The 18,215-nt window shown below is 59.8% G+C and carries 15 protein-coding genes; 13 read left to right on the top strand and 2 right to left on the bottom strand.

Going from position 1 to position 18,215, the window contains the following annotated elements; all coding sequences use genetic code 11:
- Positions 1-49: 49 nt before the first annotated feature.
- The 4 genes from ACRQ1B_RS08100 to exoR all read left to right on the top strand — a co-directional run bounded on the left by ACRQ1B_RS08100 (position 50) and on the right by exoR (position 5,997).
- The gene (locus ACRQ1B_RS08100) at positions 50-2,968 is read left to right on the top strand and encodes a valine--tRNA ligase (RefSeq protein ID WP_432293110.1); all 2,919 of its coding nucleotides are present in this window, start codon (positions 50-52) and stop codon (positions 2,966-2,968) included.
- A gap of 332 nt (positions 2,969-3,300) precedes the next feature.
- Positions 3,301-4,614, top strand: coding sequence for an OmpP1/FadL family transporter (locus ACRQ1B_RS08095; RefSeq protein WP_432293109.1), 1,314 nt, complete (start codon positions 3,301-3,303; stop codon positions 4,612-4,614).
- 249 nt (positions 4,615-4,863) lie between these two features.
- Positions 4,864-5,199, top strand: a complete 336-nt coding sequence (locus ACRQ1B_RS08090) for a hypothetical protein (RefSeq protein ID WP_432293108.1) — start codon at positions 4,864-4,866, stop codon at positions 5,197-5,199.
- 3 nt (positions 5,200-5,202) lie between these two features.
- A complete protein-coding gene (exoR, locus tag ACRQ1B_RS08085) occupies positions 5,203-5,997 on the top strand; it encodes an exopolysaccharide production regulator ExoR (RefSeq protein WP_432293107.1) in 795 nt (264 codons plus the stop codon).
- A gap of 73 nt (positions 5,998-6,070) precedes the next feature.
- On the opposite strand, the gene xth is transcribed toward exoR, so the two are convergent.
- Positions 6,071-6,859, bottom strand: coding sequence for an exodeoxyribonuclease III (xth, locus tag ACRQ1B_RS08080; protein WP_432293106.1), 789 nt, complete (start codon positions 6,857-6,859; stop codon positions 6,071-6,073).
- A 77-nt stretch (positions 6,860-6,936) separates the two neighbouring features.
- On the bottom strand, positions 6,937-7,269 hold the full coding sequence (gene erpA / locus ACRQ1B_RS08075) for an iron-sulfur cluster insertion protein ErpA (RefSeq protein WP_432293105.1): 333 nt from the start codon (positions 7,267-7,269) through the stop codon (positions 6,937-6,939).
- A gap of 146 nt (positions 7,270-7,415) precedes the next feature.
- On the opposite strand from erpA, the gene ACRQ1B_RS08070 reads away from it, so the two are divergent.
- The 9 genes from ACRQ1B_RS08070 to tatC all read left to right on the top strand — a co-directional run bounded on the left by ACRQ1B_RS08070 (position 7,416) and on the right by tatC (position 18,195).
- Positions 7,416-8,633, top strand: coding sequence for a deoxyguanosinetriphosphate triphosphohydrolase (locus tag ACRQ1B_RS08070; RefSeq protein ID WP_432293104.1), 1,218 nt, complete (start codon positions 7,416-7,418; stop codon positions 8,631-8,633).
- 62 nt (positions 8,634-8,695) lie between these two features.
- Entirely contained in the window at positions 8,696-10,453 is a 1,758-nt protein-coding gene (argS, locus tag ACRQ1B_RS08065; protein WP_432293103.1) for an arginine--tRNA ligase, read from the top strand.
- Positions 10,454-10,521: 68 nt separating this feature from the next.
- On the top strand, positions 10,522-13,425 hold the full coding sequence (locus tag ACRQ1B_RS08060) for an SPOR domain-containing protein (RefSeq protein ID WP_432293102.1): 2,904 nt from the start codon (positions 10,522-10,524) through the stop codon (positions 13,423-13,425).
- 130 nt (positions 13,426-13,555) lie between these two features.
- On the top strand, positions 13,556-14,572 hold the full coding sequence (gene nagZ, locus ACRQ1B_RS08055; protein WP_432293101.1) for a beta-N-acetylhexosaminidase: 1,017 nt from the start codon (positions 13,556-13,558) through the stop codon (positions 14,570-14,572).
- Between the two features lie 23 nt (positions 14,573-14,595).
- Complete coding sequence (locus ACRQ1B_RS08050; RefSeq protein ID WP_432293100.1) at positions 14,596-15,435, top strand: segregation and condensation protein A; 840 nt, start codon at positions 14,596-14,598, stop codon at positions 15,433-15,435.
- A gap of 79 nt (positions 15,436-15,514) precedes the next feature.
- On the top strand, positions 15,515-16,165 hold the full coding sequence (gene scpB / locus ACRQ1B_RS08045; RefSeq protein ID WP_432293839.1) for an SMC-Scp complex subunit ScpB: 651 nt from the start codon (positions 15,515-15,517) through the stop codon (positions 16,163-16,165).
- A gap of 165 nt (positions 16,166-16,330) precedes the next feature.
- A complete protein-coding gene (locus ACRQ1B_RS08040; RefSeq protein ID WP_432293099.1) occupies positions 16,331-16,546 on the top strand; it encodes a twin-arginine translocase TatA/TatE family subunit in 216 nt (71 codons plus the stop codon).
- Positions 16,547-16,591: 45 nt separating this feature from the next.
- Complete coding sequence (gene tatB, locus ACRQ1B_RS08035) at positions 16,592-17,371, top strand: Sec-independent protein translocase protein TatB (protein ID WP_432293098.1); 780 nt, start codon at positions 16,592-16,594, stop codon at positions 17,369-17,371.
- Positions 17,368-18,195: a twin-arginine translocase subunit TatC gene (gene tatC / locus ACRQ1B_RS08030; RefSeq protein ID WP_432293097.1), complete on the top strand. Its 828-nt coding sequence runs from the start codon at positions 17,368-17,370 to the stop codon at positions 18,193-18,195. The genes tatB and tatC overlap by 4 nt, the downstream gene beginning before the upstream one ends.
- Positions 18,196-18,215: the final 20 nt, after the last annotated feature.

Raw genomic sequence — 18,215 nt, 5'->3', positions numbered from 1 at the left:
ATACGTAACACCGCACCATCTCATTCATAAAAGAAAAACGGGTCAGGAAATGCTCGATAAAACCTTCGATTCCGCCGCCGTCGAACCAAAGATCGCATCCGCCTGGGACGAAGCCAACGCTTTCCGTGCCGGCGCCAATGCCAGGCCGGGCGCGGAAACTTTCACCATCGTGATCCCGCCGCCGAACGTGACCGGTTCGCTGCATATGGGCCACGCGCTCAACAACACGCTGCAGGACATCATGGTCCGCTTTGAGCGCATGCGCGGCAAGGACGTGCTGTGGCAGCCGGGCATGGACCATGCCGGCATCGCCACGCAGATGGTTGTCGAGCGCAAGCTGGCCGAAAATGGCAGCAATGTTACCCGCCGTGACCTTGGTCGCGAGGCATTCATCGACAAGGTCTGGGAGTGGAAGGAAGAGTCCGGCGGTCTGATCTTCAACCAGCTGAAGCGCCTCGGCGCATCCTGCGACTGGTCGCGCGAACGGTTCACCATGGACGAGGGGCTTTCCAAGGCCGTCCTCGAAGTGTTTGTCACGCTCTACAAGGAAGGCCTGATCTATCGCGGCAAGCGTCTGGTCAATTGGGACCCGAAGTTTGAAACGGCGATTTCCGATCTCGAAGTCGAGAGCAAGGAAGTCGACGGTCATATGTGGCACTTCAAGTACCCGCTGGCCGGCGGCGAGACCTATACCTATGTCGAGAAGGATGCTGACGGTAACGTCACTCTGTCGGAAGAGCGCGATTACATCTCGATCGCAACGACGCGCCCGGAAACCATGCTGGGCGACGGTGCTGTTGCCGTTCACCCAACCGACGAGCGTTATGCGCCGATCGTCGGCAAGCTTTGTGAAATCCCGGTCGGCCCAAAAGAGCATCGCCGCCTGATCCCGATCATTACCGACGAATATCCGGAGAAGGATTTCGGTTCGGGTGCGGTCAAGATCACCGGCGCGCATGATTTCAACGACTATCAGGTCGCCAAGCGCAACAAGATCCCGCTCTATCGCCTGATGGATACGGTCGCAGCCATGCGCACCGATGGCGAAGCTTATGCCGAATGCGCGGCAAAGGCTGCCGCCATCACCAAGACCGGCGAACTGCCGAGCGAGGCCGAAGTCGACGAGATCAATCTCGTTCCCGAAGAATATCGCGGTCTCGACCGCATGGTCGCCCGTGCAAAGATCATCGAGACGATCAATGCCGAAGGCCTTGCCGTCACGGTCAAGGATGCCGAAGGCAACGACATTCCCTATGTCGAGAAGAAGAAGATCATGCAGCCGTTTGGCGACCGCTCCGGCGTCGTCATCGAGCCGATGCTGACCGACCAGTGGTTTGCCGACGCCAAGACGCTGGCAGAGCCGGCGATCGCTTCCGTTCGCGAAGGCCGCACCAATTTTGTCCCGAAGAACTGGGAAAAGACCTATTTCGACTGGATGGAAAACATCGAACCGTGGTGCATTTCGCGCCAGCTCTGGTGGGGCCATCAGATCCCGGCCTGGTATGGCCCGGATGGCCAGTGCTTCGTTGAAAAGTCGGAAGAGGAGGCGCTCGACGCTGCCGTCCAGCATTACCTCGCGCATGAAGGTCCGTGGAAGGCCTGGGTTCAGGAAAAGCTCGAAAACTACGAGCCTGGCTCGATCCTGACGCGTGACGAGGACGTTCTCGATACGTGGTTCTCGTCGGCGCTTTGGCCGTTCTCGACGCTCGGCTGGCCGGATAACACGCCGGAACTGGCGCGCTATTACCCGACCAACACGCTGGTCACCGGTTTCGACATCATCTTCTTCTGGGTTGCCCGCATGATGATGATGGGCCTGCACTTCATGAAGGATGAAGAGGGCAACGCAGTCGAGCCGTTCAACACGGTTTATGTCCACGCGCTGGTTCGCGACAAGAACGGCCAGAAGATGTCGAAGTCGAAGGGCAACGTCATCGACCCTCTCGAGCTGATCGACGAATACGGCGCCGATGCGCTGCGCTTCACGCTCGCCATCATGGCGGCGCAGGGGCGCGACGTGAAACTCGATCCGGCCCGTATCGCCGGCTACCGCAATTTTGGCACCAAGCTCTGGAACGCGACGCGTTTTGCCGAGATGAACGGTGTGAAGCGCGATCCGCATTTCATTCCCGATGCCACGACGCTGACGATCAACCGCTGGATCCTGACCGAACTCGGCATCACCATCCGTGATGTCACCGAGGCGATCGAGACGCATCGCTTCAACGAAGCGGCATCCTCGCTCTACCGTTTTGTCTGGAACCAGTTCTGCGACTGGTATCTGGAGCTTTTGAAGCCGGTCTTCATGGGCGAGGACGAGGCGGCCAAGAAGGAAGCACAGGGCTGCGCCGCTTATGTTCTCGAAGAGATCTACAAGCTGCTGCATCCGTTCATGCCGTTCATGACGGAAGAGCTGTGGGCGCATACCGACAGCCGCGACAATCTTCTGTGCCACACCGATTGGCCGGCGCCGGAATTTGCCGATGCGACGGCGGCTGCGGAAATCAACTGGCTGGTCGATCTTGTGACCGGCTTGCGGTCTGCCCGTTCGGAAATGAACGTGCCGCCGTCGGCAACCGCGCCGCTGATCATGGTTGGTGCCAGTGAGCTGACGGAGGGTCGTCTGCAGCGTCACGACGCGGCGATCCGCCGGATGGCACGTGTCGATGCCATTTCGCTGGCCGACACGGCTCCAAAGGGCGCGGCACAGGTCGTGGTCGGCGAGGCGACGGCCTGCCTGCCGCTCGGCAGCCTGATCGATTTCGCCGCTGAGCGCGCACGCATCGAAAAGACGCTGTCCAAGGTCGATGCGGATATCGCCCGCGCCAAGGGAAAGCTGTCGAACGAAAAGTTTGTTGCCAATGCTGATCCGGAAGTGGTGGCGGCAGAGCGCGAGCGTCTGGCGGAACTGGAAGTGCAGCGTGCCAGTCTGCTGACCGCTCTGCAGCGGCTGAACGAAGCGGACTGAGTCTTATCCGCTGAAATTGATGGGTTTTTGCGTTGAAAAGGCGCGTCGCGAGAGCGGCGCGCCCTTATTGTTTGGGGATGACATGAAATCGCCATCCTGTTGCGGATGAGGCACATCTATTGTTGGTTGTGTGATAAAATTCTAAAAAGACCATTGTTCTTGCTATATGTTAAAATGAAATTTCGCATATGCGGCTCATTGGCCTGTTGTTCAGAGGTCCACGTCAAAATTTGGGTTGCAGGCGGGTATATTCCGCATGTCACGCAAAGTTGTTATTTGGCAATGACTGCATCACACTGATTCCCATCACTTGCTGGGAGGAGCGGGTTCTCATGACGTTTAATAAAAAGACTGCCACGATTGTTCTTGCTGCTGGCGGTTTGCTGGCTGTGCAGCCGCCTGCTTTTGCGGGTGGCCTTGAACGGGGCGGTTATAATATCGATTTGCTTTTCGATCCGTCTTCGGTGGCTGTGGAAGCGGCCACGACTTTTGTTGCGCCGCAGCGTGAGCTGAAGAATGTGCGGGACATCAATACGACATCCGACGCTTATCCGTTCAATGGAACCGGACCGCGTCCATCGCCTTTGGTGCCCTCGGGCGGCGGCAATCTGAATGGTCTGCCTAATACTGCGGACGACAGCGAAAGCTATTGGACAACGCGGCTGGGCATCAAGGGCGGCGTCGACAATGCGGATTGCATGTTCGATTATTCGCAGCCTTGGGGCGCGCATCTGAAGCCCGGGCGCAATTGGGCTGGCGCCAACCAGAATATTGAGACGAAGGTCAACAGCCGCAATTATGCGCTGACCTGTTCTTATCGGTTTGATGCTGGACCGGGCCAGCTTCGGCTGATCGGCGGTGCGTTTTATCAGGAAGTTTACGGCTTCAAAGAACGGCTCGTTCAGGACCTTACCAACGTTCCGGCCGCTTTCGGCGGTAACTTGAGTGGCGTGGGCCGTCTCGATCTGGAGGGTGACGGCTGGGGCTGGCGCGCTGGCGTTGCTTACGAAATCCCTGAATATGCATTGCGGGCAAGCCTAGTCTACAACAGTGAAGTGAAGCTGGACGACATTACCGGTACGCTGAACCTGAGCCAGGTTCCCGGAATTCCGGGTAGCGGCATTCTGCCGGTCTTCGGATCACAAGCCATGCCGGACTCACTGGAGCTGAAGGTTCAGTCCGGCATCGCGCCTGACTGGCTTGCTTTCGGATCAGTCAAATGGACTGACTGGAGCCAGCTGCAAAGTGTGAACTTCTCTTGTAATGTGCCGGGCCTGCCAACCCTGTGCGGCCCCGGTCGCGTAGCCACCTCCTTGGATCTAGGTTACCGCGATGGCTGGACTATCAGCGGCGGTATCGGTCACAAGTTTAATGAGCAGTGGAGCGGTGCTGTTTCGCTGACGTGGGATCGCGGTACGTCGCAGGGCTACGGCACGCAGACGGACACATGGACGGTCGGCACCGGCGTGTCTTACGCGCCAAACAAAAATGTCGAGTTCCGCCTTGCCGGTGTACTTGGCATTCTCACCAGCGGCTCGTCTGGCACTGTTAATATCGATGGTCAGACGGTTGGCAACGATGTTCACTACGACTTCGATAATGATCTCGTGGCAGCTGTGTCCACCTCCGTTAAGGTGAAGTTCTAAGTTTCGTTCCTATCGATCTGAAATAGAATAGAAGGCCCGGTGTTTTGCCGGGCCTTTTTGATGCGGATATTTGGTGACAGATAATCACGACAGTCACTGTAAATGTGACGATTTGGCAACATCTGTCTGCGACGATGGTCGCCAGCATTTTTGTGGTGGAATTTGTCCATTTCCCGCCACAAAGGAAGCGCAGCGATAGTTGCAACGGAATTTGCGGACCTCGGGGGCGGGGATCGTAGTCGGGGAAACATGGGCGGTTATTCGAAAGAAATGCCATTGAATCAAGGTGTGCAGGGTTCTGCGACCCTCGGTGGCGTTTTCATGCTTGCTAATGCGGCTCAAGGTCGCAGTCTTGCCGAAAACCATGATTATTGTTTAGCCGATCGAACGATGGTGCAGCGCCCTTCGGAGACGCCGGTCGATGCAGACCGTATCCGTCCTGAGCATAGGGGCCAGAGTGTGTATTGGAGTATCGGCATGAGCATGGCATGGGACTGTGGACCCGCTTTGGGTGCAGCCGCCGCTTCAGCGGAAAAGCGCAGCGTTTCGCCGCGCCCGGACATCCGCGAGGCGAAAGAAGTCTGACCCATGCTGAAGTCTGATATATTCTCGCTCCCGGCCGTTCTGTTCGGTCTTGCACTCGCCGCAGCCCCGCTTGCCCCGGCATTCGCCTTCGATATCAATGCCGGCGTCAACAAGGAATCGGGTCCGTTCGACCTCTTCAAGTTCGGCTTCAAGGCCTACAAGAACGGCCAAAAGAAAGATGCCGTCGAGGCCTACCGTTACGCCGCTGAAAAGGGGCATACCGGTTCGCGCTGGGCGCTTGCCAACATGTATGCCTACGGCGACGGCGTTGTGCAGAATGATTTCGAAGCCTTCAAGATCTATAGCGATATCGCCAGCCAGGGCGTGGAACCCGGTTCTGAAGATACCGGCTTCTTCATCAATGCACTGCTATCACTGGCCGGTTATTACCGCGAAGGCATTCCGGGCACGCCCGTGAAGGCCGACCTTTTTCAGGCGCGGCAGCTGTACTTCCAGGCGGCTTCCGCCTTCGGTGTCGCCGAGGCGCAGTTCCGGCTCGCTCGGATGATGCTGGCTGGCGAGGGCGGTCGTGCCGACGTGCAACAGGCCAAGAAATGGTTGAACCAGGCCCGCAAGAGCGGTCATGCCGGTGCTATGGCCGTGTTCGGAAACGTTCTCTTCGATGAGGGGCAGACGTTGCGCGGGCTTGCCTTCATGACCGCAGCGCTGGACCGTTGCAGCAAAAAAGACTGCCCGTGGATGCAGCAGTTGCAGGAAGACGCCTTCTCTTTGTCCACCGAGAACGATCGCCGCAACGCGGTTGCATTGGCGCAGAGCCTTGAGCGGAGCGGCGACTGAACCCCTCCCGATCGAGCGACTATTCTTCTCGATGAAGTTCGCAGGCCGGGTGAGTTGCCCGGCCTTCTGCGTTTTAGGCGAAATCGAATTCGGCAGACACCGGCACGTGGTCGGACGGCTTTTCCCAGGCCCGCGTGCTCTTTTCGATCGACGTCGATTTCAGACGGTCACTGGCTTCCGGCGACAAAAGCAGGTGGTCGATGCGGATGCCGTTGTTCTTCTGCCAGGCGCCGGCCTGATAGTCCCAGAACGTATAAAGTTTGGTCGCATCGGTCGTCGCGCGAACGGCGTCGGTGAGGCCGAGTGCCTCCAGCCGGCGGAAGGCGGCGCGGGTCTGTGGCAGGAACAGGGCGTCGGTCGCCCAGACAGCCGGATCGAAACAGTCGTGCGGTTCCGGAATGACGTTGTAGTCGCCAGCCAGAACCAGCGGTTCTTCCAGCAGGAGCAGGTTGGCGGCATGCAAGCGCAACCGTTCCATCCAGGCGAGCTTGTATGGATATTTGACTGGATCGTCAGACGGATTGCCGTTCGGCAGATAGATGGATGCCACGCGGATGGCGCCACCCGGAACCGAAAAGACGGCCTCAATGTAACGCGACTGTTCATCGCTGTCATCGCCCGGCAGGCCGCGCATCACCTCGTCCGGCTTGGTTTTCGACAGGATGGCAACGCCGTTGAAACCTTTCTGGCCGTGGGTTTCGACATGATAACCGAGCGCCTCGATTTCCAGACGCGGAAAACCGTCGTCGACGGATTTGATTTCCTGAAGGCAGGCGATGTCAGGGGACGATTCGGTCAGCCATGCGCGCAGGTTGTCGAAACGTGCCTTGACGCCGTTGATGTTCCAGGTCGCGATTTTCATTGGCCAGATCGTCCTTCCGTTTGGGCCTTTTTATCGCAAGGCTCGCGCATTGGAAGGAAAAAGAGGGCGAGTAGACGTCAGATGGCAAAACTCGTGCCGCATCCACAGCTTGCGACGGCATTCGGATTCTTGATCTGAAAGGACTGGCCGAGCAGGTTGTCGACAAAATCGATTTCGGAACCCGCCATGTAGACAAGCGACAGACTGTCGACGAGGACCTTGGCATCGCCCTTGGCGATCACGATGTCGTCGTCCTGCTGATCTTCGACGAGATCGAACTTGTAGGAAAAGCCGGAACAGCCGCCACCTTCCACGGAAACGCGCAGGGCCTGCTTGCCGGCATCGGCGCCGACGATCTGGGCGATACGCTTGGCGGCAGCGTCGGAGAGGGTGACATCAGTGGTGGTCATTTCTGGCTCCTTCCGGAGTAAAGGTCCGGCGAGATTATCGTCATCGGCATTACAGCCTTGTTGCACTATAGGTATGAAGGGTTAAATGGCGCGTCAATGCTTCGTTGAAGCGTTTGCGGATTCGTGCCGTGCTGGAAGGCTTTTGAATGACGATCGATACACGCAGTCTGGGTTTTGGAAGCGGTGAGAGGGCAATTTTTGCCGCTGACCCGTGGACATCCCGTGGCCGGCTGTTTCCCGAAACGGGCAGCCTGACGCGCTCGGAATTCCAGCGTGACCGCGACCGCATCGTCCACACGACGGCGTTTCGCCGCCTTAAGCACAAGACGCAGGTCTTTATCGGCGTTGATGGCGACCATTACCGCACACGTCTGACCCACACGATCGAGGTGGCGCAGATCGCCCGTGCGCTGGCGCGTGCCCTGAAGGTGGATGAGGATCTGGCGGAAGGCGTGGCGCTTGTTCACGACTTTGGCCACACGCCCTTCGGTCATACCGGCGAGGATGCGCTCGACGAAATGCTGAAACCCTATGGCGGCTTCGATCACAATGCCCAGTCGCTGCGCATCGTCACCAAGTTGGAACGCCGTTATGCCGATTTTGACGGGCTGAACCTGACGTGGGAGAGCCTTGAGGGTCTCGTCAAGCACAATGGTCCGATGATGACCAAGGCGGGCGAGGGCATCAAGGGCCCGGTGCCGCAACCCATCCTCGATTATTGCGAGCTTCATGATCTGGAGATTGCAAGCTTCGCCAGTCTTGAGGCGCAGGTGGCGGCGATTGCTGATGACATCGCCTACAACACCCATGACATCGATGATGGCCTGCGCTCCGGTTTCCTGACGCTCGACATGCTGGAAGATGTGCCGTTTCTTGCCGCCATGATGCGCGAGGTGCGTGACCGCTATCCGAAACTCGAGCCGAGCCGTTTTGCCCACGAGATCATGCGGCGGCAGATCACCCATATGGTCGAGGACGTGATCGGTGTGGCGCAGGAGCGGCTGGCCAGGCTGAAGCCGCAGAGTGCGACGGATATTCGTGGTGCTGATCTTGCCATGGCGACCTTTTCCACAGAGATGGCGGAGACCGACCGGCAGATCAAGAAACTGCTGTTCAGCCGCATCTACCGTCACCCGGATATCATGCGTATCCGTGCTGGTGCGGCCGACATCGTCTGTGACCTTTTTCGCGCCTATATGGCGGCGCCGCAGGAGATGCAGAGCCATTACTGGGTCAGCCACATGCCCGATCTCAGCGAGGCGGCAAGGGCACGCCATGTCGGCGATTATCTGGCCGGCATGACCGACACCTATGCCGTGAAAGCCCACCAGCGCCTGTTTGACCGAACCCCCGAATTGCGTTAGGCACCCCGCCACATGAACCTTTATCGCGGGGGCGAATTGGCCTGCCGCGCGGATTGTAGACGATGAACCTTTTTGCCGATTTCGACCTGCGGATCAAAGCCGTTCTGGAAACGCTGGATATCGTGAAGGAAAAGCGCGCCGAGCTCGATTTCGGCCGTATTACCATCGAGCCGCCGCGCGACCAGACGCATGGCGATGTCGCCACCAATGCCGCCATGGTGCTGGCTAAGCCGCTTGGCACCAATCCGCGCGCGTTGGCCGAACTGATCGCCGAAGCGATGCGTTCGGATGCCGATGTCAGCGAAGTGTCGGTGGCGGGGCCCGGCTTCATCAACATCCGCCTGTCGACAGGCTACTGGCAGCGTGTGCTCGGCGTGATGATCTTGCAGGGGACCGGTTACGGTCGGTCAACGATCGGCGCCAACAAGAAAGTGAACGTCGAATTTGTTTCGGCCAACCCGACCGGCCCGATGCATGTCGGCCATTGCCGTGGCGCGGTCGTCGGCGACGCGCTGGCCAACCTGATGGGTTTTGCCGGTTACGACGTCACCAAGGAATATTACATCAACGACGCCGGTGGCCAGATCGACGTTCTGGCGAAATCGGTCTTCCTGCGTTATCGCGAAGCTCTCGGCGAAACCATCGGCGCGATCCCGGAGGGTCTGTATCCGGGCGATTATCTCGTGCCGGTTGGCCAGGAGCTTGCCAAGGAATATGGCACGCGCCTGCACAACATGCCGCAGGAAGACTGGTTGCCGATCGTCAAGGACAAGGCAATCGACGCGATGATGGCGATGATCCGCGAGGATCTGGCGGCTCTCAACGTGCATCACGAAATCTTCTTCTCCGAGCGCACTCTGCATGCCGACGGCGCCCAGAAGATCCGCACGGCCATCAATGACCTGACGTTCAAGGGCCATGTCTATCGCGGTGCTCTGCCGCCGCCGAAGGGCGAAGTCACGGAAGACTGGGAAGATCGCGAACAGACGCTGTTCCGCTCGACCGAAGTCGGTGATGACATCGACCGTCCGCTGATCAAATCCGACGGCAGCTATACCTATTTCGCCGCCGATGTTGCCTATTTCAAGGACAAGTTCGATCGCGGCTTCGAAGAGATGATCTATGTGCTCGGCGCCGACCATGGCGGCTATGTGAAGCGGCTGGAAGCCGTGGCGCGCGCCGTCTCGGAAGGCAAATCGAAGCTCACCGTGCTGCTGTGCCAGCTCGTGAAACTGCTGCGTGACGGTGAGCCGGTAAAAATGTCGAAGCGCTCCGGCGACTTCGTGACCTTGCGTGAAGTCGTCGATGAGGTCGGCTCCGACAGCGTCCGCTTCATGATGCTCTATCGCAAGAATTCCGAGCCGCTCGATTTCGATTTCGCCAAGGTGACGGAACAGTCGAAGGACAACCCGGTCTTTTACGTGCAGTATGCGCATGCCCGCTGCATGTCCGTCTTCCGTCAGGCGCGCGAGGCGTTCCCGGATCTCGACATTGATTCGCTCGATCTGGCCGATTCGGTTGCCGGAATTACCGATTCGAGCGAGTTGCAGCTCGTCGCCAAGCTTTCCGAATACCCTCGCATCATCGAGGCGGCAGCGCAGGCGCAGGAGCCGCATCGTGTTGTTTTCTATCTGTATGACCTCGCCAGCGCCTTCCACGGACACTGGGCCAAGGGCAATCAGAACGTGGACTTACGATTTATTAACGACAAAAACAGAGAATCGAGTATAGCCAGACTTGGGTTGGTGCATGCCGTTGCTTCCGTGTTGAAGTCAGGTCTCGCCATTGCGGGCACTGACGCTCCGGTAGAAATGCGGTAGAATTGCCACCATTTCCCCATATTGCGCTGGCATATGCAATTGTTACGCGTAGGTAAGTGGACGAGGGAATGGCAGACAACAACCTTGCACTCGGCCGGCACGATGGTCCGGACATCTTTGCGGAAGACGATCCGCTGGCGGAACTCGCCCGTATCGTCGGTTACGAAGACAGATCGGCACGCCCATCGGCGCAGGCTGCGGCACCGCGCCGTGAACCTGAGTTTAATCTCGAAGATGAATTGATGCGCGAGTTCGAGCGTTACGACGCTCCGCGCCTCGATCCCGCCAATGATATCGGTTCTGCCGCGCAGCCGGTGGACGTGCCCGTTATGGACGCGCCACGTCCGGCAGTTGTTGCCGAGCGTGCCGAACCGGCTTTCGCTCAGCCATCCGTGCAGCCGCAGGCCGAGCGCGCTCCGCCGCTGCAGCATCTGCCGTTCGATCTGACGGCCGGTGCGCCGGCCATGCCGATCCAGCAGCGGCCGCAGTTTACGCATGCGGACCTTGTTGCTGAACTGGAATCGTCTCTCGCTCCGGCACCGCAGCCCGAGCCCGCGCCGGTCGAGCCGGCTCCGGTTGTTGCTGAAGCCCCGATTTCTGCCGAACCTGCAGCGCGATCCATGGACAAGGGCTATAAGCCCGGCTTCCGCATGCCGATCGCCAATTTCCAGCGGGTCGATACCCCGCGCGAGGCCTATCGCCCGTCGCCGGTTGAGCCTGCACAGGTTGCCTTGCCGGTCGCGGTTGCGCAGCCGTTGGAACAGGTGAAGGAGACGCCTGTCGAAATCCCGGTTGAAAGCAATGAATCGATCTGGAGCAGCCTCGAGCGCGAGTTAACCGGCGAAGGTTTTGAACCGGCAGAAAGCAAGCCGGTGGCCGCGCCTGTCGCCGAAGCTCCGGTGAAACTCACGGCTTTCGAAATGCCGAAGCCGATCGTCGCCGACGCGCCGGTCGAACCGGTTCGGATCGAGCCTGCTCGCGTCGAAACCGTTCGTCAGACGCCCGTTTTCGAAACCGAAAACAAGCCTGCAGCGCCGTTTTCGCCGATGGAGGAAATGATCTACGATGTCGATCATTTTTCCTCGCAGAAGCCTGCTGCTGCAGCAGCCGAACAGTCCGCCGCGCCCGTTGCCTTGAAACAGGCGGCCACTGATGCCGATCTGATCGATGATGATTTTGAGCTTGCGCTCGACGATCTCGACCTGGATTTCTCGGAAATCTCGATTGCGGACGAAAAGCCTGCGCCGGTAGCTGTTGCCCAGCCTGTCGCTGCACAGGCTGGGCCTGTCTATGCCGAGCGTCGGCCGGAGCCCGTCTATCAGGCTGCTCCGCCAGCCGCAACGCAGCCCTCGACCTATGCTGCTGTGGCAGCCTATGCTTCGCCCGTGGCTGCTGCGCCGATCGTCGCCCCGACATCGGTGGTTGATGCCGCCGCGCCGGAATTCGACAGCGAACAGTTCGACCCCACGCTGATTGCCGATGGCGATGAGCATGTTGAAAGCATGACCGAGGTCGATGTTCCGGAACTGCCGGTCGAGGAGCCTGTTGCTGCTCCCAAGCACGATCCGGATTTCGATATCGATCTTGACGCCGAACTGGCCAACCTGTTGCAGGCGGCGCCTGTAGCGACACCGTCCCTGGCACGCGGCAGTGCTGCCGCTGCCGCTGCCCAGAATGCTGCACAGGCACGCCAGCCGATGTCCCGCGCGACACCGACCACGGCGCCCGTTGCGGCACCGCAGCCGGTTGCCGCTGCTCCGGCCAAGTCGTCCTACGATGCCGATCTCGATGATTTCGAGCGCGCGCTGGAAGAGGATTTCCGCCGCAGCCTCTCGAACCCGCTGCCGGCGTCCGACCGTATAGCGGATGATGGGGACGACGGTTATGCTGCGCCGGTCGCGCGTCGTCCGCTGCGCTGGGGCGCACCGGCCGCCATCGTTGGTCTGCTGTTGATGGGTGGGCTTTCGGCCTATGCCTATTACGCCAGCGGTCTGCCGGGCAAGGCGGAGAGCGGCAAGCCTCTCGTCATTGCGGCCGACAAGGAGCCGGTCAAGGTTGCGCCTGAAAATCCAGGCGGCAAGACCGTTCCGAACCAGGACAAGGCGGTTTACGAACGTGTTGCCGGTGGTGCCAATGACGCGCCGCGTCAGGAAACGCTGATCTCCAGCAATGAAGAGCCGATGGACGTCGTTCAGCGCACGCTGACTTCCGACAACCTGCCTTTGCAGGGTGAGGAAGAGGCGATGACCGAAAACCTAGACACCCAGGATCCGCGTCTTTTGCCGCAGCAGGCCAATGGCGCGCCGCAGGGCGAACAGCCGGTCAGCGTCATGCCGCGCAAGGTGCGCACCATGGTCGTGCGTCCGGATGGAACGCTGGTCGAGCAGGAAGTGACGGCTCCGGTCGCCCCCGTGCAGCAGGCCGCAGCACCGATACAGTCTGCTGTTCCGGAAAAGCTGCCGGCTCAACCGGCGCTTGCCGAACCGACTGCTGCGCCTAAGACGGCGCACGTGCCGCCGGCTCAGCCAAGCCCGATGAGTGCTCCGGCGGCGCCTGCCGCTCCGGCGCAGATCACCACTGCCAGCGCCCCGGCTGCGGCTGCTCCGGCACGGCCGGTTCCGGCATCGCGTCCGGCGGACCAGCCGGTCAATGTCGTTGCGTCGGTTTCCGATCGCGGCAATGTCCAGCAGGCGGCTGTAGCTCCACAGCAGACGGCGTCCGTTGGGCCGGGTGGTTATTTCATCCAGGTCGCCTCGCTGCCGTCGCAGGCTGATGCGCAAAAATCCTACCAGAACCTGTCGAACAAGTTCGGCACGGTCATTGGTGGTCGCGGTGTCGACATCAAGGCGGCCGAAATTGCCGGCAAGGGAACGTTCTACCGCGTCCGCATTCCGGCCGGCTCCAAGGATGAAGCCATCCAGCTTTGCGAGCGTTATCGCTCCGCAGGCGGAAGCTGCCTCGTGGCGCGGTAAACCGGCAAGGGACTACGAAGGATCAAGGAACGGGGCCGAAAGGCCCCGTTTCGCGTTGGGGCTCGTCGCAGCGTTACGGACCCGGTGGGCGGCTATCGCAATTCCATGCGCAGGTTCTATGATCGGGACCATGAGCGAATCAAAAGCAATGATTCTCGGCTGTGCCGGGACCACCCTGACCGATGACGAGATTGCCCTTTACAAGGCCGAGCGGCCATGGGGCTTCATCCTGTTTGCCCGCAATCTTCAGGAGCCGCAGCAGATCAGGGATCTGGTGGCCGCAATGCGCGATGCGGTCGGGCGTCCCGATGCGCCGGTCTCGATCGACCAGGAAGGCGGACGCGTGCAGCGGATTCGTCCGCCGATGATCGAAAAATATCCGTCGGCGCAGGTTCTCGGTGACATCTACCGCCTAGACAGGGAAAAGGGCCTTCTGGCTGCCTGGCTGATGTCCCGTCTCCATGCTTTCGACCTCATGAAGCTCGGTATCAATGTTGATTGCCTGCCAGTACTCGACGTTCCGGTGGAGGGTGCGAGCAACGTGATCGGCGACCGTGCCTATGGTTTTGATCCGGTCACGGTGGCCGAGATGGGCAAGGCGGCGGCACAAGGCCTGAAGGCCGGCGGCATGTTGCCGGTGATGAAACACATTCCCGGCCACGGTCGCGGCATGGCCGATTCGCATCACGAACTGCCCGTGGTGACCGTTTCGCGTGACGATCTCGAAGCACATGATTTTCGCCCCTTCATGGCCATGAAGGACGAGTTGATGGCGATGAGCGCACATATCGTTTTCACGGCGCTCGATCCGGAGCGGCCGGCGACGACCTCCCGCAAGGTGATCAACGAGGTCATCCGCGGCACGATCGGCTTCGACGGGCTTCTGCTGTCCGACGACAGCTCGATGAATGCCCTGAAGGGCACACTGGGCGAACGGGCCGCCAACATTGTCGCGGGGGGCTGCGATATTGTCTTGCATTGCAATGGCGTGATGGAGGAAATGAAACAGGTCGTGGCCGAAGTGCCGCCGCTGGCTGGTGAAGCCTTGCGGCGTGCCAAGGCGGTCGAGGCCGGTTTCAATCAGCCCGATGATGCCGATGAAGCGGCGATCCGGGCGGAATTCTGGTCATTGCTGCCGGCGTCATAACGGCTGGAGCAGAGGAGAGGCGCATGGCGACGGATATATCGAAAAGCGCCACGCCGATGGAAAAGCTCTGGCAGGATGCGGATGACCGCGCTGTCACGGATCCGGCATTGGTGATCGATGTCAGCGGTTTCGAAGGGCCGCTTGACCTGCTCCTGCATCTCGCCCGCACTCAGAAGGTCGACCTTCAGCGCATTTCCGTGCTGGCGCTGGCCGAGCAATATCTTCTGTTCATCGACAGCGCGCGAAAGGTGCGCATCGAACTGGCTGCCGATTATCTGGTGATGGCGGCGTGGCTGGCGTTTCTCAAATCCAAGCTGCTGATCCCGCAGCAGGTCCGTGGCGATGACGGCCCAAGCGGTGAGGAGATGGCAGCGATTCTCGCCTTTCGCCTGAAAAGGCTGGAGGCGATGCGCGAACAGGCAACCATGCTGGTCAATCGCAACCGCATCGGTCGCGATATCTTTGTGCGCGGCGCGCCGGAACATATTCCGCAGCGTAGCCAGTCGGCCTTCGATGCCAGCCTCTACGATCTGTTGTCTGCCTATGCCAATTTGCGCCAGCGGCAGGCCGTGACGCAGGTGACGATCGAGCGGCGAAAGGTATGGTCGCTGGTCGAGGCGCGGCAAATGCTGACCGACATGATCGGGGAAATCGGCGACTGGACCGCGCTTCAGGATTATCTTTTGCAGTATATGCCGGCGGAAGAGCGGGTAACGGCCACGGCCAGTGCTTTTGCCGCCTCACTGGAACTGGTCCGCGAGGGCAAGCTGGAAATTCGTCAGGACGGCGCGTTTCAGCCCATCTACATGCGGCAGGGACAGAAGAAGCCGGCACCGGTCAATCCGGTCGAACAGGAGAGCTAGAGTGCAGGCGGTGGGCGACGAATTTTCGATACCGGAAGAGGACGACGAGGCCGCAGACGGCGAGGTCGCGCGTTTCACCATGTCCGATCTGGATATTCAGCGCACGATCGAGGCGCTGGTGTTTGCATCGGCAGAACCGGTCTCCGAGGCCTATCTGGCGGATCGCCTGCCGCGCGGCACGGATGTCGCCTCTGCCATGCGTCAGCTTGCGGAGTTTTACGCGGGGCGGGGAGTCAATCTTCTGCGCGTCGAGGATCGTTGGGCTTTTCGCACGGCGGCCGACCTCTCCTTCATGATTCGTCGCGACGAAACGGAAGTGAAAAAGCTTTCCCGCGCCGCGTTGGAGGTGCTGGCCATCATTGCCTATCACCAACCGGTAACCCGTGCCGAGATTGAGGAAATCCGCGGCGTGCAGACCTCCAAGGGCACGCTGGATGTGTTGATGGAGGCGGGCTGGGTGCGTTTCCGTGGCCGCCGCCGCTCGCCGGGGCGCCCGGTGACGCTTGGTACCACGATCAGCTTCCTCGATCATTTTGGTCTTGAGGAGCTGCGCGATTTGCCGGGTCTCGAGGAATTGAAGGGGGCAGGGCTCCTATCTGGACGCATTCCACCGAACTTCAATATTCCGGTCCCTTCGCTGGGCGACGACCTGACCGAGGATGAGGATCCCATCACCCAGCTGGACCTCGAGGAGCTCGGCCTGCTGGTGCCGAGCGGTGGCGACGAATAGTGCTCCCGGCGCAACACTGACTGTGTGATGACGCAGTCGTTATCGACTTGCTCATATAGAAGCCCGATCCGCCGTGTATCCCGCGATTTGGTGTTTGAAAAATCGCGGCAATAAGCTTACATCGGGCCTAATGCGCGACAGATGCGCAATCTATGGAGTCAAGTGATGGGTGCTTTTAGTGTATGGCATTGGCTGATCGTTCTGGTCATCGTGCTGATCTTCTTTGGTCGCGGCAAGATTCCGGACCTGATGGGCGACGTTGCCAAGGGCATCAAGAGCTTCAAGAAGGGCATGGCTGACGACGACGCTCCTGCAGACAACGACAAGACCGTTGATGCCCGCACCGTCGACCATAAGGCCGAAGAGACAAAGACCAGATAATAGAACGCGTCTCTTCGTAGACGCGATTCGGCGGGAGCCGCGTGAATGTTGGATATCGGCTGGACCGAGCTTTTGGTCATAGCGATCGTTCTGATCGTTGTGGTCGGGCCGAAGGATTTGCCCCCTATGTTGCGGGCGTTCGGAAAAATGACGAGCAATCTGCGCAAGATGGCCGGCGATTTCCGCACCCAGTTCGATGAAGCGCTGCGTGAAGCGGATATGGACGATGTGCGGAAGACGATCTCTGACGCCAAGAGCCTGAATCCCGCAAATGCGCTGCGTGATGCGATCAATCCTCTGCGCCAGATGGGCCAGGAGATCCGTGATGACCTGCAGAAGGCGACGGCGGTTCCCAAGCCTGCCGACAGCATAACATCGGCCGACGATCCGTTGTTGACGGGTGAGGGGGCGGATGAAGCCTCTGATGCGGTGGAGCCGACGACCCCGCAGACGGCGACAACTCCCGTTCAGCCGGCGATACCTTCAGCAGCCGCTGCGGCGCCTGTTGCTTCGGCATCTGCAAAGCCGGCCGCGAATACGGCGGTGCCGGACACATTGACCTCGGCGCCGGAAGTTCCCGTTCGCAAACCGCGCGCTTCCCGCAAGAAGGTCGAGGCTGAAACGCCGGTGACCGCCGAAGCGCCGGTCAAGCCGGCTGCTCGCAAAGCGGCTGCCCCCAAGGCCGCAACCGCCAAGACGACCACTTCGAAAGCCCCTGCGGCCAAGTCGAATGCCAAGAAGGTTGCTCCGGCTCAAAAGCCTGCCGCTACCGTAAAGACACCGCGCACGCCCAAGAAGGCGACCGCGCTGAAGGATGAAGCATGACCGGCGATATCGACGACAAGCCACAGCCGCTGATGGAGCATCTGCTGGAACTGCGTTCGCGGCTTATCTGGTCGCTGGCAGCGTTTTTTGTGGCTTTTCTCGTCTGCTTCTTTTTTGCCAAGGGCCTGTTCAATATCCTCGTTCAGCCCTATCGCTGGGCGGTTATCTGGGCCGGTCTCGACGTTTCAAAGTCCGAACTGATCTATACGGCCCCGCAGGAATTCTTCTTCACGCAGGTGAAGGTGGCCATGTTCGGCGCGCTGGTGATCGCCTTTCCGATCATTGCTTCGCAGCTCTACAAATTCGTGGCGCCCGGTCTCTATAAGAACGAAAAGGCGGCTTTCCTGCCGTTCCTGATCGCCTCGCCGATCCTGTTTCTGATGGGCGCGGCGCTCGTCTATTTCTTCTTCACGCCGATGGTCATGTGGTTCTTCCTGGCCATGCAGCAGGCGCCGACCGATGGCGGTGTGGCGATCTCGCTTCTGCCAAAAGTGTCGGAATATCTCAGCCTGATCATGACGCTGGTCATGTCCTTCGGTCTGGTGTTCCAGTTGCCGGTGGTCACGACTCTTTTGGCCCGCGTTGGTCTTCTGACCAGCGACTGGCTGCGGGAGAAGCGCAAGTTCGCGATCGTCATCGCGTTCATTGTTGCCGCCGTGCTGACGCCGCCGGACCCCATGTCCCAGATCGGTCTTGCGCTGCCGACGATCCTTCTCTACGAGATTTCCATCTATGCCGCACGACTCGTGGAGCGTAAGCGCAGGGATCAGGAATTGGCTGAATCCGGCGATAGCTCCTCCGTTTCCCAGGCGGACAAGGCCTAATTCGTTCCGGAACACTGTTA

Origin of the sequence: Endobacterium panacihumi, from assembly GCF_050847465.1 — a bacterium.
GTDB classification, from domain to species: Bacteria; Pseudomonadota; Alphaproteobacteria; order Rhizobiales; family Rhizobiaceae; genus Neorhizobium; species Neorhizobium panacihumi.
The sequence above is the reverse complement of the archived record's forward strand: the minus strand, read 5'-3'. Positions and strand labels throughout refer to the sequence as shown.

Coding starts and splice junctions, on each gene's coding strand:
- ACRQ1B_RS08100 (WP_432293110.1), top strand. CDS start 50: ATGCTCGATAAAACCTTCGATTCCGCCGCCGTCGAACCAAAGATCGCA.
- ACRQ1B_RS08095 (WP_432293109.1), top strand. CDS start 3,301: ATGACGTTTAATAAAAAGACTGCCACGATTGTTCTTGCTGCTGGCGGT.
- ACRQ1B_RS08090 (WP_432293108.1), top strand. CDS start 4,864: ATGGGCGGTTATTCGAAAGAAATGCCATTGAATCAAGGTGTGCAGGGT.
- exoR (WP_432293107.1), top strand. CDS start 5,203: ATGCTGAAGTCTGATATATTCTCGCTCCCGGCCGTTCTGTTCGGTCTT.
- xth (WP_432293106.1), bottom strand. CDS start 6,859: ATGAAAATCGCGACCTGGAACATCAACGGCGTCAAGGCACGTTTCGAC.
- erpA (WP_432293105.1), bottom strand. CDS start 7,269: ATGACCACCACTGATGTCACCCTCTCCGACGCTGCCGCCAAGCGTATC.
- ACRQ1B_RS08070 (WP_432293104.1), top strand. CDS start 7,416: ATGACGATCGATACACGCAGTCTGGGTTTTGGAAGCGGTGAGAGGGCA.
- argS (WP_432293103.1), top strand. CDS start 8,696: ATGAACCTTTTTGCCGATTTCGACCTGCGGATCAAAGCCGTTCTGGAA.
- ACRQ1B_RS08060 (WP_432293102.1), top strand. CDS start 10,522: ATGGCAGACAACAACCTTGCACTCGGCCGGCACGATGGTCCGGACATC.
- nagZ (WP_432293101.1), top strand. CDS start 13,556: ATGAGCGAATCAAAAGCAATGATTCTCGGCTGTGCCGGGACCACCCTG.
- ACRQ1B_RS08050 (WP_432293100.1), top strand. CDS start 14,596: ATGGCGACGGATATATCGAAAAGCGCCACGCCGATGGAAAAGCTCTGG.
- scpB (WP_432293839.1), top strand. CDS start 15,515: ATGTCCGATCTGGATATTCAGCGCACGATCGAGGCGCTGGTGTTTGCA.
- ACRQ1B_RS08040 (WP_432293099.1), top strand. CDS start 16,331: ATGGGTGCTTTTAGTGTATGGCATTGGCTGATCGTTCTGGTCATCGTG.
- tatB (WP_432293098.1), top strand. CDS start 16,592: ATGTTGGATATCGGCTGGACCGAGCTTTTGGTCATAGCGATCGTTCTG.
- tatC (WP_432293097.1), top strand. CDS start 17,368: ATGACCGGCGATATCGACGACAAGCCACAGCCGCTGATGGAGCATCTG.